We start from the raw sequence: 25,076 nt of genomic DNA on the forward strand, positions 1-25,076 counted from the left end.
CGGGGCACGCCCCGGCTCGGCGCCGGAGGAGCTCGGCTGCTCCGCGCAGCGGATCGCCGAGGTCACATCGTGACGACCAAAGAGGAGTCCCCATGACCCGCAACGGCGAGGAGCCGGCCGCACTGCCCGGTGACTTCTACGGCTACGCCGACCTGCTGGAGCCTGCGGACCGCGATCTGCTCGACAAGGTGCGCGGCTTCCTCGCCGAGCACGTCGCGCCGATCGCCCTCGACCAGTGGGAGCGGGCGGAGTTCCCGCACCACCTGGTGCCGGAGATCGCGGCGCTCGACATCGCCGGGCTCGGCATCGACTTCCCCGGCCGCCCGGCGCGCAGCAAGCTGTGCACGTCGTTCATCGCGGCGGAGTTCGCTCGAGCCGACGCGTCGATGGCCACCTTCCTCGGTGTCCACACCGGACTCGCCATGGGCACGATCGACGAGTGCGGCTCCGAGGAGCAGCGAGACCGATGGTTGCCGCCGATGCGCAGGATGGAGGCGATCGGGTCCTTCGGCCTCACCGAGCCGGACCACGGCTCCGACGTGGCAGGCGGCGTGCACACCACCGCTCGCCGCGATGGCGGCACATGGGTCCTCAACGGCGCCAAACGCTGGATAGGCAATGCCACGTTCGCCGACCTGAACATCGTCTGGGCCCGCGACGAGGGCGACGGCGAGGTCAAGGGCTTCGTGGTCGAGAAGGGAACCCCGGGCTTCGTCGCCCGCAAGATCGAGCGGAAGCTCGCCCTGCGCACGGTGCAGAACGCGGACATCGAACTCACCGACTGCCGGGTGCCGGAGGAGAACCGGCTGGCCCGCGCGAACTCCTTCCGCGACACCGCCCGCGTGCTGCGGGCCACCCGTGGTGGTGTGGCCTGGAGCGCGGTCGGGGCGATGATGAACACCTACGAGCTGGCCAGGGACTACGCCGTCTCCCGCGAGCAGTTCGGCCGCCCGATCGCGAAGTTCCAGCTGGTCCAGGAGCACCTGGCCACGATCATCGGCAACCTGACGGCGTCGCTGGGCATGGCGGTGCGGGTGGCGCAGCTGCAGGACCAGGGGATCTTCCGCGACGAGCAGGCCGCGCTCGCGAAACAGTTCTGCACCACGCGGCTGCGGGAGAGCGTCGCCCGCGCCAGGGAGCTCTTCGGCGGCAACGGGATCGTGCTCGACTACGGGATTGCCAAGGTGTTCAACGACGCCGAGGCCCTCTACTCCTACGAAGGCACCCGGGAGATCAACACCTTGATCGTCGGGCGTGCACTGACGGGCATGGGGGCTTTCGTCTGAGGGGCGGGCGGCGGCCCGGGCAACGCCGACCGGACCGCACCGCACGTGGCCTCAGGCCACGCCCTCCAGCTGCTTCTCCGCCCGCTTGGCGGCCACCTGGTCGGCGTGCGCCCGTCCGGTGAGCTGGGCGAGCTCCAGCGCCTCCGCCCTGGATGCGGCGGCGGCGCCACGCAGCTCGGCCATCGCCGGGTTGACGTCGGCATGGGTCAGCTCGGCCGAGACGACCGTGAGGTCGGCGCCGAAGAACTCACCGAAGATCCGCACCAGGTACGGGGTGGCGTGGTCCCAGCCCTCACGCGGGGTGCCCGGGCCGTAGCCGCCGCCGCGCGCGACAACGAGTGTCACCGGCGTCCCCGCCAGCGGCGTCGCCATGAAGCGCTGGTCGGTGAGCAGCAGGTCGATGTAGTTCTTGAGGTGCTGCGGCACGCCGTAGTTGTAGAGCGGCGCCGAGATCACCGCGGCGTCGGCCGAGAGCAGTTCGTCGGCGAGAAGCGAGGCCAGGGTTCGGGCGGCGCGCTGCTCGGGGGTGCGGTCCTCCTCGGGCACGAACCCGGCGGTGGCCGCCTGCAGCCACACCTCGGGAGACAGCAGCGGTGCCGTGAGATCGCGGCGGACCACCGTGTCGTGCGGGTGGCGCTCGACCCACGCGCGCTGCACGGTGTCGGCCACCTCGCGGCTCACCGATCCCTCGTGACGAATGCTCGCGTCGAGGCGGAAAAACGTCATCGGAACTCCTTCTGTCATGCAGCATCTCTGCGACACAGATCGTCTGCTATCTAGACGATCGTGTCAACCGAACTTCTCTGACTTCGTATTCCCCCAGGTAGGATGAGACCGTGAGCACACCGCCGACCGTCGACTCGGATCTCGGCTGGGCGCTGGGCGCCGTGATGAGGTCGTACCTGAAGGCGGCGCACGAAGCGGTCGACGACGTGCCGGGTGGGCCGCGGGGCTACCAGGTGCTCTCCGCGGCGGGGCGTGGTGAGCCGGGCAGCCAGCTCGCGCTGGCCCAGCACCTCGGTCTGGACCGCACCGTGATGACCTACCTGCTCGACGACCTGGAGAGCGCGGGGCTGGTCGAGCGCAAACCCGACCCTGCCGACCGTCGCGCCCGCCGCATCGTGCTCACCGAGACGGGAACAGAGCGCCTGTGCGAGCTCGAACGCCGGCTCGCGGCCGTGGAGGAAGAGGTTCTCGAGCCGCTCGATCCCGCGGAGCGTGGCGTGCTGCGCCACCTGCTGGAACGCGTCGCCACCCGCACCGGCGTCGAGGCCGCCGACGCATGCTCGGTCGCGCAGGAAGTGCAGGACAAGCTGGAGGATGGGGCCGCGGCCCGGCCCCGCCGCAGGCGGAGTTGATCAGGCACGCGTTGCGCGCGGCCGATCCGGGTAGGCCGGATGCATGGCAGATGTCGACGACGAGCTGTGGAACGAGTTCCACCGTGTTGTGAACATGACCTCACGTGAGCTGGGCGACTGGCTGCGCACCCGCGACGCGGGCGAGGACGCCGAGCAGTTTCCGGACCGGACCGGCACGCCTACCGGGCACGATGTGCTGGCAATCCTCGGCAAACGTCGCCACGACATCACCGATCAGGACGCGCACGTCATGCGGCGGGTCGTCGAGCGGGTGCACGAGCAGCGCCGCGACGACCTCGAGCCCACAGCCGGTCAGGCCGCCTGGCGGCATAAGCTCATGTCCATCGGGCACGACCCGCTCAAGCCCGCAGACTGACGCAACACGGCCGCGCCGGCGGTGCAGAGGAGGACTCCGTGACGGATCACCCGCAGCGCATCGCGATCCTCGGAGCCGGCGCCGTGGGCGGGATGCTCGGGGTACTCCTGGCCGACGCGGGGCGCACCGTCACGGTGCTTGCCACCGACCGCACCAGCACCGCGATCAACTCCTCCGGGCTCAGCCTGCGGAGCGGCCGCTATGGCGACCGTCATGCGTCGGTGCCGGCTCGGCCCTGGCTGACCGAGCCGGTCGACCTCCTCTTCGTCACGGTCAAGGCCCCCGACCTGCTCGGTGCGCTGGCCCGGGTCCCCCCGTCGCTGGTGTCCGGGGCCACTGTGGTGCCGCTGCTCAACGGGATCGACCACGTTCCGCTGCTGCGCGCCGTGTTCGGCGGCGCCGCCGTCACCCCCATGACCGTGGCGGTGGAGGCGACCCGGGTGGCCCCCGGTGTGATCGAGCACCTGTCGCCGTTCAACGACTACGCGGTCGCCGCCGACCGCCCCGATACCGGGCCCGATGCAGCCGCGGTGCTGCAGAAGGCGGGCCTCGATGTCGACGTGTCGGCGCCCGACGAGGCCACCCTGCTGTGGCGCAAGCTCTCCTTCCTGTGTCCGCTCGCGCTGATCACCACGAGCACGCGGGAGGCGATCGGGCCCGCCCGGGAGGCCCGCGCGGACGTGCTCGACGCGCTGGTCACCGAGACAGCGGCCGCGGCGGCTCGAGGCGGGGCCCACATCGACCCGGACACGGTCCGGCAGCGGCTCTCCTCGCTTCCCGCGACCATGCTGTCCTCGATGCTCAAGGACGCGATGGCCGGAGCGGTGCTGGAGCTCGACGCCATCGCCGGGCCGGTGCTGCGGGCCGCGCCCGACGGCGCTCCGGTCACCCGGAGCGTCGTCGCCGAGATCACCGGCGCCGGCGCGGCTACCCCTTCCTGACCACCTCGATCAGGCTCGTCCATGAGTCGCGGCCGTGGCCCGCGGCGACGGCGCGGTCGTAGAGCGACTTGACCGCGGCCGGAAGGCCCGAGTCGATGCCGGCGCTCAGGCTCGACCCCACGACGTGGTCGGCCGTCGCGCCCATCATCGTCACGTTGGCAGCGTCGCCCGGGTACCGCCCGCTGTCGATCTCGCGGGAGGCCTCGTCGAGGAAGTACGCAAGACCGCTGACGTTGTCCACCGCGTAGGGAAGGAACTCCGCCGCCGACACTCCGGCCGAGCCGACCAGCGCTGTGGCGTGCAGGTACGCCGCCAGCGACGTCAGGAAGAGCGACAGCTGGGCCTGGTAGTAGAGCTGCGCCAGCGCTGGGTCCGCGCCGCGGTAGTCGGCCCGGCCGATCACGCGCAGCGTGGGCTCGTGAGCGTCGAATGTGGACTGCCGGCCGCTGTAGAAGACGTACGCCGCATCGGTGCCGACCATCTCCGCCGGCACCATGATCCCGCCGACGAGCAGTTCGGCTCCGCGCTCGGCCAGCCACGCGGCGGCTTCCCGCGTCCGTTCGGGGGTGTCGGAGCTCAGGTTCACGATGAGGCGGCCCGCGAGCTCGGCCTCTGCCGGCTTCAGCACGTCATACATGGCGGCGTAGTCGGTCAGGCTCAGCAGCACCAGCCGGTTGGCGGCCACTGCATCCGCCACCGTGGCCGCCCGCATCGCACCCTCGGCCACGACGTCGTCGGCTCTCGCCGCCGTGCGGTTCCACACCGTCGTCGGGTGCCCGGCGGCCAGGAACCGCCGCACCATCGCCTGACCCATCGGGCCCAGGCCGATCATCGTCAGTGGGGTAGCGCTGTTCTCACTCATCGGTTCCCTCCCGTGACGCCGGTGGCCGCTCCCGGCTCGACCAGCGCTTCGATCACACTTGCGATGCCGTCCTGGCCGTGCCCGTCGGCGACCCTGCGGTCCATGAGCGCGGCCAGTGGGGTGATCAGTTCGGTGCTGACTCCCTGCGCCTTCGCGACGTCGACGAGGTGGCCGTAGCCGGCCGCCTGCATGGCGAGCGTGGCGACCACGCCCGTGGCGTAGTCGCGCGTGTCGATCTGCTCCGCCGAACCGGTCACGAACTCGCTCATGTTGCGCAGCCATTCGCGGAGCGCCGGTGCGAAGTCCTTTGCCGAGCCACCCGCCGAGCGGACGAGCGCGAAGGCCTGCAGCGCGCCCTCGAACATCCCGTACATGCCGCTGAGCAAGGCGAGGTCGTGCAGCGAGGCGAGCCCGGGGTCCTCGCCGACGAACCGGCTGTCGCCGAGCACGTCCAGCGTCGCGCGGTGGGCGTCGAACGTGCTCAGCGGTCCGCTGTAGAGCACGAACGCCGCGGGCGTTCCGATCATCGGCGGGACGGCCATGATCCCGCCGTCCAGGTGCTCGGCGCCCCGCTCACTGGCCCAGGCGTCCAGCTCGCGGGCCTGTTCGGGGGTGCCGGTCGTGAGGTTGACCAGGACCCGTCCGGCAAGCGCGTCGCCCACCGGATCGAGCACCTCGTGCACGGAGCGGTGGTCACCCAGGCAGACCACCACCAGCGGGCTCGCCGCGACGGCCGCGGTGGCCGTATCGGCGCGCACCGCACCCGCAGCGACGAGCGCCGCGGCCTTCTCCGGGGCGCGGTTCCACACCGTGGTCGGGTGGCCGGCGGCAACGAACGCCCTGGCCAGCGCGCTGCCCATGGCGCCGAGGCCGAGCACCGTCACCGCCTTGTCGGTGTTCTTCATCGAGTCCTTCCGGAAGTCCGTGGATCTGCATCTGTCACGGGCCAGCCTGCGGGCGGCCGCGCACGGTTCGCTGGGGGTCTGCGCACGGCTCGTGTCCGATTCCGTCGGTCGGAGCGGTTACCGTCGACTCGTGCGTTTCGGGGTGCTCGGTCCACTGGCCGTGTGGACGTCGCAGGGCACCCCCGTGCGGGTCCCCGAGCTGAAGGTCCGTGCTCTGCTGGCCGATCTGCTCGTCCACGACGGGCGGCCGGTGTCCGTCGATCGGCTGCTTGACGATCTGTGGGGCGGGCAGCTGCCCGGCAACCCCCGCAACACGCTGCAGACGAAGGTGTCGCAGCTGCGCAGCGCGTTGGAGAACGCCGAGCCGGGCGGCCGGCAGCTCGTCGTCCACGAGCCGGCGGGATACCGGCTGCGCACCGAGGTGTGCGCCGTCGACGTCCAGGAGTTCCGTGCGTTCACCGCCCGGGCCCGCGCCACCGACCACCCCGGCGCGCGGGCGGCGATGCTGTCCGACGCCCTGGCGTTGTGGCGGGGTCCCGCCCTGGCCGACGTCGCAGGCGAACCGTTCGCCGCCCCGGCCGTCCGTGGCCTGGAGGAGGAACGGCTGGTCGCGTCCGAGGAGCGGGCCGAGGCGCTGCTCGCGGCCCCCGGTCCCCCCGACGGTGCGCTGATCGGCGAACTCGAGGAGCTCGTCGCCCGGCATCCACTGCGGGAGCGGCTGCGCGCGGCGCAGATCCGCGCGCTCCACCAGGCCGGGCTCCCGCGTGAGGCGCTGGCGAGCTACGCCGAGCTGCGCGCACGGTTGGTCGAGGAGCTCGGGCTCGAACCCGGCCCCGAGCTCATGGCGCTGCAGCAGGCGATCCTCGCGCAGGATCTGGGATCCCGCCGCTCCCCCGCCGCGATGCGCCCCACCACCAACCTGCCTGCCCCGATCACCGAGCTGGTCGGCCGGGCGGCGGCGGTGGAGGAGGTCCGCACGCTGCTCCGCAGCGCCCGGTTGGTCACGCTCACCGGGCCGGGCGGCGTCGGGAAGACGAGCCTCGCCGTGGAGACGGCCCGGCAGCTCGTGTCCGATCTACCCGACGGCACGTGGCTGGTCGAGCTCGCCGGCATCGACCGCCAGGTGCACCCCGAGCAGTCAGAGCCGGCCGAAGAGCGGCTGGTGGAAGTGGTGGCGGCCGCGCTCGGCGTCCGCGACGACCAGGGCCCCGTCTCGGCCGGTGCGCCCACCCGCCTCGTCGACCGGCTCGGCGAGGCGTTGCGCGAGCGGGAGGTCCTGCTCGTGCTGGACAACTGCGAGCAGGTGGTCGAGCAGGTCGCGGCGCTGGCCCAGCGGCTGCTCCGCCTCGCGCCCGGCCTGCGGATCCTCACCACCAGCCGGGAGCCCCTCGGCCTCACCGGCGAGGTGCTCCGGCCCGTCCCGCCGCTCACGCTGCCCGAGCGCGGCGCCGAACACAGCCTCCACGCGGTGCAGGAGGCGTCCGCGGTGCAGCTGTTCGTCGCCCGCGCGGCAGCGGCAGCGCCGGGCTTCACCCTCGACGCGGCCGCCGCGCCCGCCGTCGCCGCGATCTGCCGGCGACTCGACGGCATCCCGCTGGCTCTGGAGCTGGCAGCCACCCGGGTGCGGGCCCTCGGGGTCCACGAGCTGCTCGCCCGACTCGACGACCGGTTCGGGCTGTTGTCCACCGGAGCCCGCGGTGCGCCGGCCCGGCAACAGACGCTGCGCGCGATGATCGACTGGAGCTGGGAGCTGCTCACCGCACCGGAGCAGATCGTGCTGCGCCGCCTCGCCGTCCACGCCGAGGGCTGCGGCTTGGGCGCCGCCGAGGCGGTGTGCGCAGGCCCCGGGGTGGCGCCCGGGGACGTCGTCCACCTGCTCAGTCGGCTGGTCGACCGTTCGCTGGTCGTCGCCCACACCGGCGCTGCCGGCGAACCGCGGTTCCGGCTGCTCGAGTCGGTCGCCGCCTACTGCCTCGAGCGGGTGGCCGATGCGGGAGAGGCCGAGGAACTGCGTGGGCTGCACGCCCGCCACTACCTCGGCGTCGCCGAGCACGCCGAACCGCTCCTGCGCGGCCCCGAACAGGGGCTCTGGCTCCAACGGCTCGACGCGGAGGCCGCCAACATGCGGGCTGCGTTCGAGCACATGTGCCAGCAGCCCGAGGGCGCCGAGTCCGCGTTGCGCCTGGCCGGAGCGCTCTCGTGGTACTGGTTCCTCCGCGGCCGGGTCGGTGAGGCCCGCCGGTCGCTGGGCCGCGCGCTGTCCGTGCCGGGTGCCGCGCCCGCCACCGTGCGGGCCGTCGCGTCAGCCTGGGATGCGGGCCTCGGCGTGCTCGACGGCGATCGGATCGAGGCCCCGCCGGAGCTCGACACCGGGCTGGCGCTCGACATCGCGGCAATCGAGCCCGCGGCGCTGCGCGCGCGGATGCAGTGGTTCCTCGGATACGCCCTCGCCACCGTGGGCCACGCCCGTGGCGAGCATTTCACCGCGGTCGCCCTGCGCACCTTCCGTGCTCTCGGCGATCGCTGGGGCGTCGCCGCCGCTCTCGTCGACCAGATGAGCCAGCTGATGACCGCGGGGGATCTCGCGGGCGCCGGCCGCGCCGCCGCGCGGGCGGCCGCGTTGTTCCACGAGGTCGGCGACCGCTGGGGTCAGGTGCAGGCGTCCTACGCCGTCGGCACGCTCGCCTCGATCGCGGGCGACTACGAACGGGCCACCCGCCAGCACCGCGAGGGGTTGCGGATGGCGGAGGAACTCGGCCTGTGGGCCGAGGTGTCCTACCAGCTGTCGTGGCTCGGCCGGGTCGCCCTGCTCGAGGGGCGGTTCGCGGAGGCGACGCAGCTCCACGAGCAGGCGCTGCGCACGGCCATGGAGCACGCCTTCGTCCCGGGCCGCATGTACGCCGCCACCGGGCTCGCGCTCTGCGCGCGCCGCGTGGGCGATCTCGACGCCGCCGAGGAGCACCTCCACACCCTGCTCACCTGGAACGGCGGAGCGGTCGTCGATCCGGGCAACGCCCTGATCCTCGCCGAGCTCGGCTTCGTCGCGGAGCTGCGCGGCGATGCGGCCGCAGCCACCAAGCTGCATCTCGACGGCTTCGCCATGGCGCGCCGGGTCGGTGATCCGCGGGCCATCGCACTGGCCATGGAAGGCCTGGCCGGAGCCCTCGCTCTGGTCGGCGAGCACGTGCGGGCCGCCCGGCTGCTCGGCGCCGCCGCGGCGGCACGGGAGTCGGTCGGGGCACCCCTGCCCGACGCCGAGCGCGGCGACGTCGACCGGATCACGGCCACCGCCCGCGGGGCTCTCGGTGAGCGGGGTTTCGACGACGAGTTCGACCACGGCGCCGGGATGGAGCCCGACGAGCTCGCACAGCCGCCCGCCACACCCACGCGAGTCGCCCGCTGACCGCCCATGAGTCGCCCGATAATCGGCGAGTACCTGCCCGATGTCCCCCATACGGGAGTCCTCACGGACCTGGCGCTCGGCGCGCACTGAACTACTGTGCGTGAGAGTGGAGGTACGGGCAGAGCATCGCGAGTCGGGGCCTTTGTCGTTCCGCCGCGCCCGGCGGGCGACGTGTTCCGCTGGAGTCCTCATGGCCTGTCTGTTGGCCCTCGCCTGCACCCCTGTCGTCCCGCTGGCTCCACTGACCGCTCGCGTCGCGGTGCCCGCCGGGGCCACCACCGTGCTCAGCACCGACGGTCCGGCGGCGCTGGCCGTCGCCACCAGCGCCGCACTCTTCGCCAGCGCGCCCGTCGCGGTGCTCACCACGGCCGCGGATCCGGCCGGGCCGGCTGCGGCAGGCCCCATGGCGGAGCGGATCGGCGCGCCTCTGTTGCTGACCCCCACCGACGAGGACTCCCCCGACGTGCGCGCCGAGCTGACCAGGCTCGGCACCACGACCGTGCTCGCCGTGGGCGAGGAGGCCGTGCGCTGGGCAACCGCGGCGGAGGTTGCGGCCAGGATCGTCACCGACGAAGCCGCGCTGTCCCCAGTTGTCGCACCGCCGCGCCGTCCGTCCGTGCTGGTGCTGGCGCTCGACCCCACTGCCCAGCTAGCGGCGGTCACCACGGCCCGTGCCTCCGGGGCCGATCTGGCCGTCCTGCCGGGGGGCGACCCACGGCTCGCCTCCGAACATCTCCGGCGTCCGGACCACGTCGTCGCCCTCGGCTCCGGGTTCGGCACACCCCAGGTGCTCGAGCAACGGCTGGCCGTGGCCGCTACCGGCGTGATGCTTCCCGGCGGCGGCCAGGTGGCGTTCCCGGGACGGCGCATGGTGGCCCTCTACGGTCATCCCGGTGCACCGGCTCTCGGCGTGCTCGGGGAGCAGGACATCGCGGGATCGATACGGCGGGCCCGGGAACTCGCGGCCGAGTACCAGCCGCTCGTGGGAGAACCGGTCGTCCCGGCCTTCGAGATCATCGCCACGGTCGCCGACTCCGTGCCGGGCGCGGACGGCAACTATTCGGCCGAGTCCTCGGTCGACGAACTACGTCCGTGGGTCGACGCGGCGCGTGACGCGGGCGTCTACGTGATGCTGGACCTGCAACCGGGTCGCACCGACTTCCTCACCCAGGCCAAGCGCTACGAGGAACTGCTCGCCCAGCCCCATGTCGGGCTGGCTCTGGATCCCGAGTGGCGGCTCGGCCCGCAACAGCTCCACCGCGTGCAGATCGGCTCGGTCGGCATCGACGAGGTCAACTCCGTGGTGACGTGGCTCGCCGACCTCACCCGGGATCGGGTGCTCCCGCAGAAGCTGCTGATGGTGCACCAGTTCCGGCTCATGATGATCAACGGGCGGGAGCGGCTCGACACATCGCGCGACGAACTGTCGCTCGTGCTGCACGCCGACGGCTTCGGCACGCCGGACCTCAAGTTCGCGACATGGCGCACGCTGCACCAGGCCGCGCCGTCCGGTATCCGCTGGGGCTGGAAGAACTTCTACGACGAGGACAGCCCCATGTTCACCGCCGCCCAGACGATGGCGATCGGGCCGCAGTCCCCGGTGTTCGTCAGCTTCCAGTAGCTCGCGCGCCTGCGCCCGGCTCGGACGGGGTGAGGATCACGACCGGGATCGTGCGGCTGGTCCTCTCCTGGTACTCCCCGAACCGGGGCAACGCCGCAACCTGGCGCGCGTAGAGCTCGCTGCGTTCCGGCTCGTCCGCCACAGTGGCGATGGCGGCGAGGATCCGGTCGCCGACCTCCACCTGCACCGTCGGGCCGGCGACGACGTTGTGGAACCAGTCCGGATGGCGGGAAGCGCCCTGGTCGCTCGCGAACACGACGAACCGGTCGCCGTCGGGGAGGTAGGTCAGGGGGTTGATCCGAGATTGACCGGTCCGTGCCCCGACCGTGTGCAACAGCAGGATGGGCGAAGCCACGAAAGGGCCGCCCACCTGCCCATGGTTCGCCCGGAATGTGGCGATGACCGGCGGATTCACTTCGGCCCAGTTCGGCTTTTCTGCCATGCCGTCCACACGATCACCGCCACACTCCGACGTCAATCACCGCAGCAGCAGGTCACTCGCCTTCTCCCCGATCATCATGCAGGTGATGTTGGGGTTGATCGCCGGCAGGAACGGCAGGATCGACGCGTCCGCGATCCGCAGCCCCTCCACCCCGCGCACCCGTAGTTGAGGGTCGACCACGGCCATCGGGTCGGACGCCGGCCCCATCTTCGCGGTGCACGCCGGGTGGTAGACGGTGTTGTGGGTCTTCGTGACGTAGTCCACCAACTCGTCGTCGGTCACCACGTCCGGGCCGGGCGCGAGCTCCCGGCCCACCCACTCCTTGAGCGGCTGCTGCTCCCCGATCCGCCGCGCGAGCTTCAGACCGGCGAGCATCACGGCCATGTCGTGGCCCTCGGGGTCGGTGAAGTAGCGCGGATCGACCTTGGGCCGGTCACGGAAGTCACGGGTGCGCAGCCGCACCGTGCCCCGCGACCGTCCCCGGGTCACGTTCGGGGTCAAGCAGAAACCGTTGTCCGTGGTCGGGTAACCCCAGCGCACGGTGTTGAGGTCGAACGGCACGGAGCCGTAGTGCATCATCAGGTCCGGCCGGTCCAGTCCGGGCTCCGTGCGCGTGAACAGCCCGATCTCCCACCACTGCGTGGAGCGGGTGACCATCGGCCGCGACGCCTCCCACATCACGAGGCCCTCGACGTGGTCGTCCAGGTTGGACCCCACACCCGGCGCGTCCACGAGCACGTCGATGCCGAACTCGCGCAGGTGCTCGGCCGGACCGATCCCGGAGAGCATCAGCAGCTTCGGAGTGTCGATCGACCCGGCCGACAGCACCACCTCGCGGCGCGCGGCGACCGTGCGCCTGCCGGGACCGATGTCCTGCTGGTACTCCACTCCGGTCGCGCGCCGTGAGTCGAACAGCACTCGCGACGCCCAGGCGCCCGTGCGGATCTCGAGATTGCGACGCGAACCCATGATCGGGTGCAGGTACGCCCGCGACGACGAGGCACGCGTGCCGTCGGGCTCCTGGTTGATCTGGAAGAACCCCGCGCCCTCGCAGACCGTGGTGCCCTCGTTGAACCGGACGGTCGGGAGCCCGACGGCCTCGGCGGCCTCCAGCACCGCCACGCCGCACGGGTCGTCCGGCTCCACCTGCATGATCGTGACCGGGCCCGACCGGCCGTGCCCGGACCACGGCCCGTCGTTGGTCTCCAGCCGCTCGATCAACGGCCAGCACTCGTCGGCGCTCCAGCCGTCGCAGCCCATGAACGCCCACTCGTCGAGGTCCTCGCGCGGCGTCCAGAACGCGATGCACGAGTTGTGCGACGAGCAGCCGCCGAGCACCTTCGCGCGCGCGTGCCGCAGGAAGCTGTTGCCGCGCTCCTGGGGTTCGACCAGGTAGTCCCAGTCGTAGCCGGAGTCCAGCAGCGCCATCCAGTCGGTGAGCTTCAGGATCGCCGGGTCGTCCACATCGGACGGTCCGGCTTCGAGGAGGCACACCGTGACGCTCGGGTCCTCCGACAGCCGCGCGGCGAGGGCACAGCCCGACGACCCGCCGCCGACGACAACGTAGTCGAACACATCAGTCACGCCTGGCTCCCCTCCGGGAACGACTGGGAGTCCTTCGCCACCGTCGGATCGACGTCGAGCTGCTTCGCGAGGTGCTCGGGCAGGGTGCCGACCTGGTGCCGGCCGCGCAGCAGGAACCAGCCCAGCCCCACCACGACGACCGCGCCGATGAAGATGAACGCGCTCCAGGCCAGCAGACCCTCGCCGTAGACCTCCGTGCGGGGCCAGGCGAGGTTCACGGCCATCACCGCTCCCCACACCACGGCGATGATGTTGACCGGCAGGCCCCAGCGCCCGAGCGAGAAGTAGCCGTCCTTGCCCGCGCCGGGCCCCGGCCACTCGCCACGGAGACGCTTGCCGAGCATCGGCGCCGTGACCAGCAGGTACGCGATGTAGATCATGATGATCGCGACGCTGGTGACCGCCGTGAAGATCTCCCGCGAGCCGATGTTGACCACGAGGATCAGCACCGCGGCCACACCGATCAGCACCGCCGGCACGAGCGGGGTCCGCCGCTTCGGGTCGAGGTGGGCGAGCCGCGCGGCGCCGGGGAGCGCGTTGTCGCGGGCCATGGCGAACATCAGCCGGATCGCCGCGGTGTGCACCGCGAGCGCGCAGACCGTGATCGCGATGATCACCGCCACCAGCAGGACGCTGCCGACCGGGCCACCGAGCACGGAGAGCACGATGTACTGCAGGCCGTTCTCCCCGATCGCCGGGTCGGCGAGGTCGGGCGCGGCGAGGATGGCGAACAGCAGGATCAGCCCGCCGATGATGAACGACGCGATCACGGCACGCAGGATCGCCGAGGGCGCCGTACGCCGGGGGTCGACGGTCTCCTCACCCAACGAACTGGCGGTGTCGAAGCCGTACATGACGTAGGCGCTGGCGAGCGTGGCGATGAGGAACGCCCCGAAGTAACCGAGATTCGTACCCTCGCCGAGGCCCTGGGTGTCGAAGAGCACCGTGGGCGGGTTGACGATGTTGATGCCGAGCAGGACCACCAGGATCACCGCGGCGATCAGCTCGATGAACACACCGACGCTGTTGATCCGGGCCATCAGCCGGACGCCGATGGCGTTCACCGTGGTCGTGAACGCGACGAGGACCACGCCCCAGATCACGGCGGAAACCGCGAATGTGGTGCCGCTGCCGTCGCCGACGAGTTGGAATCCGCTCCAGATCTGCGGAAGCGTGGTCTGGTAGCCGAGAGCGACCGCCGAGATCGTGACGACCGAGGCCATGAACATCATCCAGCCGGCCAGCCAGGATGTCGCGGGGCCTGCGAGGCGTTTCGACCAGTTGTAGACCGACCCCGCAACGGGATAGCGCGCGGCCAGCTCCGCGAAACAGAGCGCCACCATGACCTGGCCGAAGAACACGAGCGGCCACGACCACCAATAGGCGGGGCCGCCGAATGCGAACCCGAAGTAGAACAGCTGGAACGTGCCCGTCAGGATCGAGATGTAGCTGATTCCGGCTGCGAAGCTGGCAAACTTTCCGATGCTGCGGTCGAGCGACTGGCTGTAGCCGAAATCGGCGAGCCCGTCGTCCTGGGGAGCGCTCACCGCGGACCTCCTGTATTCATCCTGAGAACCACCGCATCGGCTTTGGTGCGGTGTTGTGCCAGATGTGCTTGTGTTCCTGGTACTCGGCCAGCCCCGTCGGACCGAGTTCGCGACCGTTGCCGGACCGCTTGAAACCACCCCACTCCGCCCCTGGGATGTACGGGTGGTAGTCGTTGATCCACACCGTGCCGTGCCGCAGTGCCCCCGCCACCCGCTCGGCCCGGCCCATGTCGGCGGTCCACACCGCACCGGCGAGGCCGAAATCGGTGTCGTTGCCCAGCGCGACGGCCTCGTCCTCGGAGGAGAAGCGCTCCACGGTGAGGATGGGACCGAACGTCTCCTCGCGGACCACGCGCATCTCGCGATGCACGTCGGCGAACACCGTGGGCCGGTAGAAGAACCCCTTCTGCAACTCGGGCTCCTCCGGCCGACACCCGCCCGCGACCAGTCGCGCCCCTTCGGCCTGCGCCGACGCGACGTAGTCCTCGATCTTGGCGCGGTGTGCCGCCGACACCAGCGGACCGACCTCGCTCCCCTCGTCGAGGCCGTTGCCCAACCGGATCCGCTCGGCCCGCCGCCCGATCTCGGCGACGAGGTCGTCGTGCATCTCGTCCTGCACGATGAGCCGGGCACCCGCCGAGCAGACCTGGCCCGAGTGCAGGAACACCGCAGTGATCGCGTAGTCGACAGCCGTCTCGAAGTCGGTGTCGGCGAAGACGATGTTCGGATTCTTTCCACCGAGCTCGACGGCCACGCGCTTCACCGTGGCAGCGGACGCGCGGATGATCGCCTGGCCGGTGGCGAGGCCCCCGGTGAAGCTGACCATGTCGACGGCCGGATGCTCCGTGAGCGGGGCCCCGACGCTGAGGCCGTCCCCCAGCACGATGTTCACCACGCCCTGCGGAACGCCCGCTTCTTCGAACAGCCGCACGAGCATCACGCTCGTCAGCGGCGTCACCTCGCTGGGCTTGATCACCATCGTGTTCCCCGCGACGATCGCGGGAGCGACCTTCCACGACAGCTGCAGCAGCGGGTAGTTCCAGGGCGTGATGAGCGCGCACACGCCGATCGGCTCGTGGACCACCCGGCTGACGACGTGAGCCTGCCCGGAGTCGACGATCCGCCCCACGTCCTTGTCGGCGAGGTCGGCGTAGTAGCGGAACACCGCGGTCACGTCGTCGACGTCGATCCGGCTCTCCACCAGCGTCTTACCGGTGTCGAGGGTCTCGGTGCGGGCGATCTTCTCCTTGTCCCGCACGAGCAGGTCGGCGACCCGGCGCAGCAACGCCGCGCGCTCCGTCGCCGGGGTGCGTCGCCATGGCCCGGTGTCGAACGCGACCCGCGCCGCAAGCACCGCCCGGTCGACGTCGTCAGGCCCGGCCTGGACGACCGTCTCGAGCACGCTTGCGTCGAACGGGTTGATCACCTCGGCGGTCCCACCGGAGCCGGGGATCCATGATCCGTTAACGAAATGGCTGAGCACGCGTAGATCGTCCTCAGAAGTGCCCTCACGTCAAGCGGTGTGCCCGTTTTGGTGCATATAGTTTCGCTATGAGCAACACAGGGGGTCGAGACGGCGGGATCCAGTCCGTGGACCGCGCGATAAGCGTCCTGGAAATACTGGCTCGGCTGGGCGAGGCGGGCGTCAGCGAGGTGGCAGCGGAGATCGACGTCCACAAGTCCACGGCGTTCCGGCTACTCGGCGCCCTCGAAGGCCATGGCCTCGTGGAGCAGGCCACCGACCGTGGCAAATACCGCCTCGGGTTCGGACTGATCCCGCTGGCAGGGGCCGTCTCCGACCGCCTCGAGGTCACCCGCCAGGGCCGCCCGGTGTACGAGCAACTGGCCGCCGACCTGGGCGAGACGATCAACATCGCCGTGCTCCAGTCACACTGGGTCGTCAACATCGACCAGGCGATGGGCCCGTCCACTGTGGCCACCCACAACTGGATCGGCCGGCTCACGCCGCTGCACTGCACCTCGAGCGGGAAGGTGCTTCTCGCCCACCTCGACCCGGAGCGCAGGGCCGAACTGCTCGCCGAGGCGGGGATGGAGGCGGTCACCCCGAACACGATCACCTCCCTCAGCATGCTCGACGCCGAGCTCGCGCAGGTGCGCGAAACCGGACTCGCCGTGGCCGTCGAGGAGTACGAGATCGGTCTCAACGCCGCGGCGGCACCGGTGTGCGACCGCGCGGGCCAGGTGATCGCAGCGCTGACCGTGAGCGGCCCCGCCTACCGCATGGACACCACCCGCCTGAAGGAGCTGGCCACGCCCCTCCGAACAGCGGCATCGGAGATGAGCAGGAGGATGGGCTGGTTCAAGCCGTGAGCTGAACACCAGGGCTGTCTCTCGGCGCGAGACCAGCGCTGATGTCGATCTCATGCCCGGTCGAGCGCCCGCCGGATCTTCGCGGCGATCTCGTCGGGTTCGCCGTACACCTCGTACTTGCTGAAGCGGTACATCCGCCAACCCCGGTCCACCAGCGCCGTGTACCGGCTCACGTCGCGCAGAACTCCGTCCCGGCTGCCATGGTCCGCGCCCTCGTACTCGATGCCGATTCGGTGCTCCGGGTACGCCATGTCGAGCCACACCGCCCTGCGGCGGCGATCGTCGAGCACCGGGTACTGCACCTCGGGTGCGGGCAGTCCGCGCAGCACCAGCACGAGACGCAGTCGCGACTCCATGGGCGAGCCGGCGCGCGCGTCCGACAGCCCGACGGCACGTGGCAGGCCGGTGCGGCCACGGGCCCGCGGATAACGGGCGGCGAGCCGCAGGACCTCCTCTGGTGCGAACCGGCCGCGGTTCGCCAATGTGTCGATGGCGACCACCGCCTCCACGGGGTCCTGCCACCGTGCCAGGTCGTACGCGGTCCGCAGCGACGTCGTGACGAGCACCCCCGCGCACCGCTGCACCTCGTCACGGGCCAGGTGGTCACGATGCAGCAGCAGGCCGGGGTGCGAGCGCGCGTCACTTCCGGGCACCGTCAGCTCCACCGGTGCACCTTGCGGGCCGCACGAGGCACCGAGCATCTCGGCCGCCGAGTACCCGGACACCACTCCACGGCCCCCGGCGAGCAGGAAGGCGGCGCGGGCACGAAGCAATGGGTCCAGCGGGTGTGCAGAGGCGGCCGCGTAGACGTCGGGGAAGACGCGGACATACGTGCGGCCGCGTAGCTCGGCCTTCGTCACGAGCCCGGCCCGCACGGCGACCGACCCGCGGAAGACGGTGGGCCACCACGGTGTGTGGGCACCGGGCGACGGAACGCTCGACACGGAGAGAGCATCGCGAACAACAGGCGGCGCCCGTGGCCGTATCAGAAAAACGGCTGTGAACTGGACGTCAGTGCTGTTTCCCAGCGAGATCCCAGCGCTGAAGTCGATCTCACGCACACGCCTCTGCGCGGCATGGATCACAGCCGGACGTCACGGGGGGTGATCGTCCCCTAGCGTGTCGTCGTGCGCTTGCGATCAGCATTCGTCCTCGCCGCTGTGCCCGCTGTGGTCGCCCTCGTCACCGTCGCGGGACCGGCCGCACCGGCGCGGGCCGACGTCGAAGCGGCAGGCGGCAGCCACGCGTGCTCGCCGTCGGTGACCATCAACTCGTTCTCCGACGCGCTGAACAAGACCACGTTCGACAACACCTTCGTCGGGAACTTCTCCGCGCTCACGGTCGACACGGACGGCAGCATCCTCGCGCTCGGCGACCGCTCGTCGCTGTTCAACCTCGACGGGCGCACGAAGAAGCCCACCAAGGTGGTGCCCCTGGCGGACGAGAACGGCAAGCCGCTCGACTCCGAGGCCATCGTCGTGGATGCCGACGGCACCCGGCTCATCACGTCCGAGGTCGAGCCGTCCATCCGCCGCTACGACCGCGACGGGCATCTCATCGCCGGCAGCCTCCCCGTCCCGGACGCCCTCCGCGTGGCGCCCGCCGGGCGCGCCACCACGAACCTGACGTTCGAGGGCCTGACCATGCAGCCCGGTGACCGCACCCTGATCGCCTCGATGGAGGGCCCGCTCAGCGGTGACGAGCCCGACCTCCACCGCTTCCAGACCTGGACCCGCCCGAACCCGAAGGCGAACTTCACGCTCGGCGCCCAGTACGCCTACCGCGGCGACCCCGGCCTCGGCATCTCCGACATCGCCGCGACCGGCGACGGCAGGCTGCTCGTGCTGGAGCGGGGCTTCACCGAGGGCGTCGGCAACACGGTCCGTCTCTACCTCGCCGACCCGCGCGGAGCCACCGACGTCGGCAAGGTCGAGAACCTCACGCCGCAGACGGACATCCATCTGATCGGCAAGACGCTGCTGGCGGACATCGGGAAGTGCCCGACCCTCGGCGCCACCGCCAAGCAGCCGCAGCCCAACCCGCTGCTGGACAACATCGAGGGGATCGCCGTCACCCGGCACGAGGGCGGCGGACGCCTGCGGTTGCTGCTGGTCAGCGACGACAATGAGAACCCCGTCCAGATCACCCGCCTGTACTCGCTGACGGCGACCCTCCCGAAGCGCTAGCGGGGACGGCTCCCTGAAGACGGCAGCGAAGTCACGGGTGAGGTGGGCCTGGTCGGCGTAGCCCGGGTCGCGGCGAGGGCCGCCCGATCGACCCGAGCGCCGTCGGACCAGCCCGCTGCGCCGACGGCGGCGGGAGCCCGGTCGAGCAGCGCGGAGGACCGCCGCCGAACGCGACGAACTGCACGATCAGGTACAGCAGCACACCGCTACCGTCCTCATCGCGACGATCTGCCGCCATCCGCCCGGTCACCTCGTGGAGTCGGTCGCGGGGCAGCGGCGTCGTCAGCTCCTTACGACTATCGACTTCACAGCGGCCGGACGCGCAGCACGCCGGTCAGCATCGGGAGGGTGAACTCGCCGCCGGCGGTCTCCGGTCGGCTCGCGAGGAAAGCGCGGATCCGCCCGAGCGTGGCCTCTCGTTCCTGCTCCGGCATGACCAGCACCCCCGCCCTCGTCGCGAGGGCCGCGACGAGGGAGTCGACGGTGCGGCGCTGCCCGTGCGGGAACTCGGCCTGCTCCGGCGAGCCGAACCGGGCGCTCACGCCAGGGCCGGGAAGGTGCGCGTCCGCTGTCTCGGCGCGCCAGGTGCTGAGCGTGTCACGCGGGCCGATGGCCGCGCTCCCGCTGACCCGCTCGAGTGCGGAAACCCAGTCGACCCGGTTGTCGACGACGTTCCACAGGCCGGCCAGGATGCCGCCGGGTCTGAGGACCCTGGCGATCTCAGGCCCGGCGACGGCCATGTCGAACCAGTGCAGGGCGTGCCCGGCCAGCACGGCATCGACGGACGCGTCCGGCAGCGGTATCGCCTCCGCACTCCCCTGCAGGGCACGGACATCAGGCAGCGCGTGGCGCAGCTCGGTGAGCATCGCGGGGTCGGGCTCGACCGCGATGACCTCGACGCCCAGCGCCACCAGGGTGGCGGTGAGCTTGCCGGTGCCGGCGCCGAGGTCCAGCACGCGCGGGCCCGGCGCAGGCCCCAGCGCCCACCGCACCGCGTCCTGCGCGTAGTCCGGGCGGTGCTCGGCGTAGGCGACGGCCGCTGCACCGAACGACGACCGGTGACGTTGCCGTTCCTCGTGTCGCACGCGGTTACCCTTCCGTGCCGCGAGCACCTCGAACCAGCCGGGCTCACGCCAGCTGGTCGGTCACCCATGTATGGAACTGTCCGATGTGGTGCTCGCTGGGCACGAGCACGCCGCCCTTCCGGTAGGCGCGGCTGCTCATCCCCGGCTGCGTGCGCTCGCAGGCGGCGAAGTCCTGGGCGTTGACGCGGTGGAACAGCTCCACCGACGGGCCGAGGTCACGCCCGCTCGCCACCACGTCCGGGGCGAACAGCCAGTCGCACTCCACCACCGTGCGGTCGGCGGCGAGCGGGGTCATGCGGAGCACGATCACGTGGTCGGGCACCAGGTTGACGAAGACCTGCGGCTTGATCGTGATCGCGTAGTAGCGGCGGTCCTGGTCGGGGGTGACGCCCGGGAGCCGCTCGGCGCCCGCGCTCCCGTCGACCGTGAACCCGGAGATCTCCGAGCCGAACTCGGCGCCGTGGCCCACGTAGTACTGCGCCGCGTACCCGTCGGCGAACTCCGGCAGCACCTCCGTGAGCTCCGGGTGGATCGTCGCGCAGTGGTAGCACTCCATGAAGTTCTCGACGATCAGCTTCCAGTTGGCCGCGACGTCGTAGGTGATCCGCCTGCCCAGCGCCAGGTGCTCGACGCCGTAGCTGTCGATCGCCGTGATGTCTCCGAGCCGGGTGACGACCTCGCCCAGCACGTCGGCCTCGAACGACGGCGGCTCGGGGGCCAGGCAGATCCACACGTAGCCCAGCCACTCCCGCAGGTGCACGGCCAGCAGCCCGTACTCGTCGCGGTCGACGTCGGGCATGGACGTCAGGTTCGGCGCCGCGACGAGCTTGCCTGCGAGGTCGTAGGTCCACGCGTGATACGGGCACTGCAGGTTGCGGCGCAGCTGCCCGGACTCCTCCGTGCACAGCCGGGCGCCGCGGTGGCGGCAGACGTTGAGGAACGCGCGCACCGCACCGTCGCGGCCCCGGACGAGCACGACGCTCTCCCGGCCCACCGTCACGGTGCGGAACGCGCCGGGGGTGGCGAGGTCGGCCGCGTACGCGACGCACGTCCAGCGGCGTTCGAAGATCCGCTCCTGCTCGGCGGCGAAGACCGACGGGTCGGTATAGGCCGAGCCGGGAAGCGTGGGGATGAGCGACGGCTGCGTGGTGGGCGGCGGACCGTGAGTCGTGGAGACGGTCATGGGAACCTCCGCGGGTCGAAGAGGGCGATCGGGTGGGCCGTGGCCCCGGTGGTGGCGAGGTCGGCGAGGATCTCCCCGACGACCGGCACGAACTTGAAACCGTGCCCCGAGAACCCGCAGGCCACGGTGACGTTGGCGTGCTCGGGGTGGGTGGCGATCACGAAGTGCTCGTCGGGCGTGGTGGTGTACATGCACGGCACGGTCCGCAGCACCGGTCCGACGAGCCCGGGCAGGGTGTCGCCGACGCGGGCACGCATCTCCTGCACCTCGGCGTCGGTGACCACGCGGTCGAGTGCGTCCGGGTCGGTGTCGCGGCCGCGGCGGAAGAACGCGACCTTCACGCCGCCGTCCGGGCCGTCCATCGCGGGGAAGCCGTAGATCTGCGCACCCCCGGCTTGTTCTGCCACGTAGACGGGGTTGCCGGCGAAGGGCTCGACGCCCCCGGGCGGGGCGAACCAGTACTGCACCTGGCGTTCGACGCGCAGCGGCAGGCCGAGGTCGGCGAGCACCGTGGGCGCCCAGGCTCCTGGTGAGATCACAAGGCGTTCCGCGCGGTGCTCGTCCTCGGCGGTGCGGACGCACACGCCGTCGCTCGTCGCGTCCCAGGAGAGCACCTGCCGGCCGAACCGTAGGTCGGCGCCGTCTCGGGCAGCGAGCTCCAGGTGTGCGGCCACGGCCGCCTCGGGACGGACGAAGCCCGCACGCTCCTCGAACACGGCCAGCTCGTCGGCGGCCGGGGCGAACGTCGGGAAGCGGGCCCGCACGGCGTCGGGCTCCAGCACCTCGTGCGGCAGGTCCCACTCCTGCGCCGCCCGGAGACTGCCGGCGAACGTCGTGCTGTCCGGCGGCCCCAGGTAGAGGCCGCCGGTGAGGGTGAGCAGGTCGGCGTCGGCCTCCTTCTCGGCCTCGACCCACAGCTCGTAGGCCCGCAGCAGCAGCGGGACGTACGCGGGGTCCTCGAAGTAGGACTGCCGGATGATCCGCGAGCCCCCGTGGCTCGAGCCCCGGTCGTGGGCGGGAGTGAACCGCTCCAGCCCGAGCACGCGCTTGCCCCGGGCGGCGAGGTGCCGGACCGCGGCCGAGCCCATCCCGCCGAGCCCGACCACGATCACGTCGTAGCTGGTCATGAACGGATCCGTTTCATCTCGGGGTCGAAGAGGGGCTCGGCGGCCACCACCGCCGGTAGTCGCTCGCCGAAGTACTCCACGTGCACCGGAGTGCCGGGCTCGGCGGCGGCCGCCGGCAACCACGCGTAGGCGATGCTCGCGTCGATCGTGTAGCCGTAGGCCGCACTGGTGACGTACCCGGCGGGCGTGCCGGCATGCCACACCGGCTCCTTGCCCATGACGACGTGCGCAGGGTCGTCGAGCAGGAGCGGTACGAGCCGCCGGGCGGGAGTCTCGCGCCCCGCGATCGCGGAGCTGCCGACGTAGTCGCCAGGGCGCACCGCGAAGCCCAGCCCGGCCTCGTACGGGTCGTGCTCGGTGGTCATGTCGGTGCCGGCGCTGCGGTAGCCCTTCTCCAGCCGCAGCGAGTTGAACGCGCTGCGGCCCGCCGCGATCACGCCGTGGCGTTGCCCGGCCTCCCACAGCACGTCCCACAGCCGCAACCCGAGCTCGGCGCTCGTGTAGAGCTCCCAGCCAAGCTCGCCGACGTACGAGAGCCGCATCGCGGTGACGGGCACGGCGTCCACGTGGATGCTGCGGGCCCGGAAGTAGCCGAACCCGGCGTGCGAGACGTCATCGGAGGTGACCGACGCCAGCACGTCCCGGGCTCGCGGTCCCCACAGCCCGATGCAGCAGGTGGCGCCGGTCATGTCGCGGATGACGACGTCGTCGCCCGCCTCGCGGGTGAGCCGGTCGAGATCCAGGTTGCCGTTGGCGCCGACCTGGAACCGCTGCTCGCCCAGCCGCGCGACGGTGAGGTCGCTGCGCACGCCGCCGGAGGGTTCCAGCAGGAGCGTGTACGTCACGGCGCCCGGCTTCTTGTCGAGGTTGTTGGTGGTCAGCCGCTGCAGCAGATCCAGCGCACCAGCGCCGCTGACCTCGAGCCGCTTGAGCGAGGTCATGTCGTACATCGCCACGCGGTCGCGCGTGACGAGCGCTTCGGCCCCCGCGATCGGCGACCAGAACCGCGACGCCCACGCGCCGCGCTCCGGGATGCGGGCAACCTCCGGCAGGCCGGCGTTGGCCTCGAACCAATGGGGCCGCTCCCAGCCCGCGGCTTCCAGGAACACGGCCCCGAGCTCCACCTGCCGGGCGTGGAACGGGCTCACCCGCAACGGCCGCGGCTGTGCCGGCGGCTCCAGTGGATGCAGGATGTCGTAGACCTCCACGAAGTTCTGCGCGCTGCGGGTGCTGACGTAGGACGGCGCGAGCTGTGCCTCCTCGAACCGGTTGAGGTCACATTCGTGCAGGTCGACGCCCGGCTCTCCGTCCACGAGCCAGCGCGCGAGCGCCTGCCCGACGCCGCAGGAGTGGGTGACCCAGACCGCCTCGGCCACCCAGAAGCCGGCCAGTCCCGGGTGCTCGCCGATGAGCGGCATCCCGTCGGGGGTGAAGGAGAAGATGCCGTTGAAGCCGGTGTCGATCTCGGCGTCACGCAGCGCGGGCAGCAGCTCGCGTGCGTCGGCCCAGGACGGCGTGAAGTCCTCGGGTGTGAAGCTCAGTACGCTCGGCATGCCTTCCGCAGGCAGCGCGTCGAGGTCCACCGGCATCGGGCGGTGGGCGTAGGAGCCGATGCCGACGCGGTCGACGTGCTCACGGAAGTACAGATCGCGATCCTGGTGACGCAGGATCGGCGCGCTCGCCTCGGCGGCTTCCGTGTTCCGTCCGGCCAGCGCGGCGACGGGTGTGGTCGTCACGTACTGGTGGGCCATCGGCAGCAGCGGGATCGTGAGGTCCACCAGCGCACCGGTCTTCGGCCCCCAGAACCCGGTGGCGGAGACCACGAGATCGGCGGGGACGTCGCCGCGATCGGTGCGCACGCCGGTGACGCGACCCTTCTCCGACAGCACGTCGAGCACCCGGTGGTTGCCGAGCACCCGGGCACCGCGTTCGGTGGCGCGGGCGAGCTGAGCAGCCACCGCCCGCGGCGCCTTGGCCAGACCATCCGTGGGGGTGTGGAACCCGCCGAGCACCCGGCCGGCGTCGACGAGCGGGTGCATGGCTGCGCACTCGTCCGGGCCGACGAGCCGCGACTCGATGCCCCAGCTCGTGGCGAAACCGTGCCGGCGGCGCAGCTCGGCCAGCCGCTCGGGCGTGGTGGCGACCTCCAGGCCGCCGACGGCGTTGAAGCACCACGATCCGTCCGGCCCGGCCAGCGCGGAGAGCTTCTCGACCGTGTAGCGGGCGAAGCCGGCCATGGTCTTCGACGGGTTGGTCTGGAACACCAGGCCCGGAGCGTGCGATGACGACCCGCCCGGCAGCGGGAGTGTGCCCTGGTCGAGCACGGTGACGTCGGTCCAGCCGCGCGCGGTGAGCTCGTCGGCGACCGCGGCGCCGACGACGCCTGCCCCGATGACGACCACTCGGGGGGAGGCGCTCACGACGCGGCTTCTAGCTCGTCGGACCCGGCGAGGACGACGTACACGGCGTCGTTCTCGATGACGACTCGGTGGGTGCGGACCGGTTCGCGAGCGAGGAGACCGTCGGGTTCTCCGGTGCGCAGATCGAATATCGCCGCATGTAACGGGCACTCGACTTCGCAACCCTCGAGCCAACCGTCGGCGAGCGAGGCATCCTGGTGGGTGCAGGTGTCATCGATCGCGTAGAGCTCGCCGTCGCTGGTGTGGAACACCGAGACCGGCGGGTCGAGCGGGAGGCGGCGGGCACTTCCGCGCGGAAGATCGGTGAGCGGGCAGACGTGGATCATGGGGAGTCTCCCGAAGCGCTGTGCGAAACGTGGTGCACGACGCGCAACAGAGTTCGCTGCCAAACCGGCAACGTCAAGGCCCGGAAGGCTGTG

The 25,076-nt window shown here is 71.4% G+C and carries 21 protein-coding genes; 8 read left to right on the top strand and 13 right to left on the bottom strand.

Features of this window, described 5'->3' with window-relative positions; genetic code table 11:
* Positions 1 to 92: 92 nt before the first annotated feature.
* On the top strand, positions 93 to 1,286 hold the full coding sequence (locus ACQPZQ_RS34580; RefSeq protein WP_433287902.1) for an acyl-CoA dehydrogenase family protein: 1,194 nt from the start codon (positions 93 to 95) through the stop codon (positions 1,284 to 1,286).
* Positions 1,287 to 1,337: 51 nt separating this feature from the next.
* On the opposite strand, the gene ACQPZQ_RS34585 is transcribed toward ACQPZQ_RS34580, so the two are convergent.
* Complete coding sequence (locus ACQPZQ_RS34585; protein ID WP_433287904.1) at positions 1,338 to 2,012, bottom strand: FMN-dependent NADH-azoreductase; 675 nt, start codon at positions 2,010 to 2,012, stop codon at positions 1,338 to 1,340.
* A 110-nt stretch (positions 2,013 to 2,122) separates the two neighbouring features.
* Here ACQPZQ_RS34585 and ACQPZQ_RS34590 point away from each other — a divergent pair, with 110 nt between their 5' ends.
* Genes ACQPZQ_RS34590 through ACQPZQ_RS34600 form a run of 3 tightly spaced genes read left to right on the top strand, consistent with a single transcriptional unit; the run spans position 2,123 to position 3,961 of the window.
* Positions 2,123 to 2,644 (top strand): MarR family winged helix-turn-helix transcriptional regulator, encoded by a 522-nt coding sequence (locus ACQPZQ_RS34590; RefSeq protein ID WP_433287906.1) that lies wholly within the window; start codon positions 2,123 to 2,125, stop codon positions 2,642 to 2,644.
* Between the two features lie 43 nt (positions 2,645 to 2,687).
* Entirely contained in the window at positions 2,688 to 3,020 is a 333-nt protein-coding gene (locus tag ACQPZQ_RS34595) for a DUF3140 domain-containing protein (RefSeq protein WP_433287908.1), read from the top strand.
* Between the two features lie 38 nt (positions 3,021 to 3,058).
* Positions 3,059 to 3,961, top strand: coding sequence for a ketopantoate reductase family protein (locus ACQPZQ_RS34600; protein ID WP_433287910.1), 903 nt, complete (start codon positions 3,059 to 3,061; stop codon positions 3,959 to 3,961).
* Here ACQPZQ_RS34600 and ACQPZQ_RS34605 read toward each other — a convergent pair.
* Positions 3,948 to 4,823, bottom strand: a complete 876-nt coding sequence (locus ACQPZQ_RS34605; RefSeq protein WP_433287912.1) for an NAD(P)-dependent oxidoreductase — start codon at positions 4,821 to 4,823, stop codon at positions 3,948 to 3,950. The two genes, ACQPZQ_RS34600 and ACQPZQ_RS34605, sit on opposite strands and share 14 nt — an antisense overlap.
* On the bottom strand, positions 4,820 to 5,728 hold the full coding sequence (locus ACQPZQ_RS34610) for an NAD(P)-dependent oxidoreductase (RefSeq protein ID WP_433287914.1): 909 nt from the start codon (positions 5,726 to 5,728) through the stop codon (positions 4,820 to 4,822). The genes ACQPZQ_RS34605 and ACQPZQ_RS34610 overlap by 4 nt, the downstream gene beginning before the upstream one ends.
* A 130-nt stretch (positions 5,729 to 5,858) precedes the next feature.
* Between ACQPZQ_RS34610 and ACQPZQ_RS34615 the strand changes: the two genes are divergently transcribed.
* Together ACQPZQ_RS34615 and ACQPZQ_RS34620 are read left to right on the top strand one after the other, a co-directional pair.
* A complete protein-coding gene (locus ACQPZQ_RS34615) occupies positions 5,859 to 9,131 on the top strand; it encodes a BTAD domain-containing putative transcriptional regulator (RefSeq protein ID WP_433287916.1) in 3,273 nt (1,090 codons plus the stop codon).
* A gap of 190 nt (positions 9,132 to 9,321) precedes the next feature.
* Positions 9,322 to 10,752, top strand: coding sequence for a hypothetical protein (locus tag ACQPZQ_RS34620; RefSeq protein ID WP_433287918.1), 1,431 nt, complete (start codon positions 9,322 to 9,324; stop codon positions 10,750 to 10,752).
* Here ACQPZQ_RS34620 and ACQPZQ_RS34625 read toward each other — a convergent pair.
* Genes ACQPZQ_RS34625 through ACQPZQ_RS34640 form a run of 4 tightly spaced genes read right to left on the bottom strand, consistent with a single transcriptional unit; the run spans position 10,739 to position 15,808 of the window.
* Complete coding sequence (locus tag ACQPZQ_RS34625) at positions 10,739 to 11,194, bottom strand: nitroreductase family deazaflavin-dependent oxidoreductase (RefSeq protein WP_433287920.1); 456 nt, start codon at positions 11,192 to 11,194, stop codon at positions 10,739 to 10,741. The two genes, ACQPZQ_RS34620 and ACQPZQ_RS34625, sit on opposite strands and share 14 nt — an antisense overlap.
* 36 nt (positions 11,195 to 11,230) lie before the next feature.
* Positions 11,231 to 12,778: a GMC family oxidoreductase gene (locus tag ACQPZQ_RS34630; protein ID WP_433287921.1), complete on the bottom strand. Its 1,548-nt coding sequence runs from the start codon at positions 12,776 to 12,778 to the stop codon at positions 11,231 to 11,233.
* Positions 12,775 to 14,325, bottom strand: coding sequence for an APC family permease (locus ACQPZQ_RS34635; protein WP_433287923.1), 1,551 nt, complete (start codon positions 14,323 to 14,325; stop codon positions 12,775 to 12,777). Before ACQPZQ_RS34635 ends, ACQPZQ_RS34630 begins: the two co-directional genes overlap by 4 nt.
* A gap of 16 nt (positions 14,326 to 14,341) precedes the next feature.
* Entirely contained in the window at positions 14,342 to 15,808 is a 1,467-nt protein-coding gene (locus ACQPZQ_RS34640; RefSeq protein WP_433287925.1) for an aldehyde dehydrogenase family protein, read from the bottom strand.
* Between the two features lie 68 nt (positions 15,809 to 15,876).
* On the opposite strand from ACQPZQ_RS34640, the gene ACQPZQ_RS34645 reads away from it, so the two are divergent.
* The gene (locus ACQPZQ_RS34645; protein WP_433287927.1) at positions 15,877 to 16,656 is read left to right on the top strand and encodes an IclR family transcriptional regulator; all 780 of its coding nucleotides are present in this window, start codon (positions 15,877 to 15,879) and stop codon (positions 16,654 to 16,656) included.
* A gap of 50 nt (positions 16,657 to 16,706) precedes the next feature.
* Here ACQPZQ_RS34645 and ACQPZQ_RS34650 read toward each other — a convergent pair whose 3' ends face one another.
* On the bottom strand, positions 16,707 to 17,600 hold the full coding sequence (locus ACQPZQ_RS34650; RefSeq protein ID WP_433287929.1) for an endonuclease domain-containing protein: 894 nt from the start codon (positions 17,598 to 17,600) through the stop codon (positions 16,707 to 16,709).
* 183 nt (positions 17,601 to 17,783) lie between these two features.
* Here ACQPZQ_RS34650 and ACQPZQ_RS34655 point away from each other — a divergent pair, with 183 nt between their 5' ends.
* Positions 17,784 to 18,842, top strand: coding sequence for an esterase-like activity of phytase family protein (locus ACQPZQ_RS34655; RefSeq protein ID WP_433287931.1), 1,059 nt, complete (start codon positions 17,784 to 17,786; stop codon positions 18,840 to 18,842).
* A gap of 305 nt (positions 18,843 to 19,147) precedes the next feature.
* Here the strand turns inward: ACQPZQ_RS34655 and ACQPZQ_RS34660 are convergent, their stop codons facing one another.
* Genes ACQPZQ_RS34660 through ACQPZQ_RS34680 form a run of 5 tightly spaced genes read right to left on the bottom strand, consistent with a single transcriptional unit; the run spans position 19,148 to position 24,983 of the window.
* Complete coding sequence (locus tag ACQPZQ_RS34660; RefSeq protein ID WP_433287933.1) at positions 19,148 to 19,927, bottom strand: class I SAM-dependent methyltransferase; 780 nt, start codon at positions 19,925 to 19,927, stop codon at positions 19,148 to 19,150.
* Positions 19,928 to 19,970: 43 nt separating this feature from the next.
* Positions 19,971 to 21,110: an aromatic ring-hydroxylating oxygenase subunit alpha gene (locus ACQPZQ_RS34665; protein ID WP_433287935.1), complete on the bottom strand. Its 1,140-nt coding sequence runs from the start codon at positions 21,108 to 21,110 to the stop codon at positions 19,971 to 19,973.
* Positions 21,107 to 22,237 (bottom strand): N-methyl-L-tryptophan oxidase, encoded by a 1,131-nt coding sequence (solA, locus tag ACQPZQ_RS34670; protein WP_433287937.1) that lies wholly within the window; start codon positions 22,235 to 22,237, stop codon positions 21,107 to 21,109. The genes ACQPZQ_RS34665 and solA overlap by 4 nt, the downstream gene beginning before the upstream one ends.
* Positions 22,234 to 24,657 (bottom strand): GcvT family protein, encoded by a 2,424-nt coding sequence (locus tag ACQPZQ_RS34675; protein WP_433287939.1) that lies wholly within the window; start codon positions 24,655 to 24,657, stop codon positions 22,234 to 22,236. Before ACQPZQ_RS34675 ends, solA begins: the two co-directional genes overlap by 4 nt.
* Positions 24,654 to 24,983, bottom strand: a complete 330-nt coding sequence (locus ACQPZQ_RS34680; protein WP_241039914.1) for a bifunctional 3-phenylpropionate/cinnamic acid dioxygenase ferredoxin subunit — start codon at positions 24,981 to 24,983, stop codon at positions 24,654 to 24,656. The genes ACQPZQ_RS34675 and ACQPZQ_RS34680 overlap by 4 nt, the downstream gene beginning before the upstream one ends.
* Positions 24,984 to 25,076: the final 93 nt, after the last annotated feature.

Origin of the sequence: Pseudonocardia sp. CA-142604 (genome assembly GCF_050948475.1) — a bacterium.
In the GTDB taxonomy this organism is placed as follows: domain Bacteria; phylum Actinomycetota; class Actinomycetes; order Mycobacteriales; family Pseudonocardiaceae; genus Pseudonocardia; species Pseudonocardia alaniniphila.

Bases quoted from the DNA above. Each gene is read 5' to 3' on its own strand.
- ACQPZQ_RS34580 (WP_433287902.1), top strand. From the start codon at position 93: ATGACCCGCAACGGCGAGGAGCCGGCCGCACTGCCCGGTGACTTCTAC.
- ACQPZQ_RS34585 (WP_433287904.1), bottom strand. From the start codon at position 2,012: ATGACGTTTTTCCGCCTCGACGCGAGCATTCGTCACGAGGGATCGGTG.
- ACQPZQ_RS34595 (WP_433287908.1), top strand. From the start codon at position 2,688: ATGGCAGATGTCGACGACGAGCTGTGGAACGAGTTCCACCGTGTTGTG.
- ACQPZQ_RS34605 (WP_433287912.1), bottom strand. From the start codon at position 4,823: ATGAGTGAGAACAGCGCTACCCCACTGACGATGATCGGCCTGGGCCCG.
- ACQPZQ_RS34610 (WP_433287914.1), bottom strand. From the start codon at position 5,728: ATGAAGAACACCGACAAGGCGGTGACGGTGCTCGGCCTCGGCGCCATG.
- ACQPZQ_RS34620 (WP_433287918.1), top strand. From the start codon at position 9,322: ATGGCCTGTCTGTTGGCCCTCGCCTGCACCCCTGTCGTCCCGCTGGCT.
- ACQPZQ_RS34625 (WP_433287920.1), bottom strand. From the start codon at position 11,194: ATGGCAGAAAAGCCGAACTGGGCCGAAGTGAATCCGCCGGTCATCGCC.
- ACQPZQ_RS34645 (WP_433287927.1), top strand. From the start codon at position 15,877: ATGAGCAACACAGGGGGTCGAGACGGCGGGATCCAGTCCGTGGACCGC.
- ACQPZQ_RS34665 (WP_433287935.1), bottom strand. From the start codon at position 21,110: ATGACCGTCTCCACGACTCACGGTCCGCCGCCCACCACGCAGCCGTCG.
- solA (WP_433287937.1), bottom strand. From the start codon at position 22,237: ATGACCAGCTACGACGTGATCGTGGTCGGGCTCGGCGGGATGGGCTCG.
- ACQPZQ_RS34680 (WP_241039914.1), bottom strand. From the start codon at position 24,983: ATGATCCACGTCTGCCCGCTCACCGATCTTCCGCGCGGAAGTGCCCGC.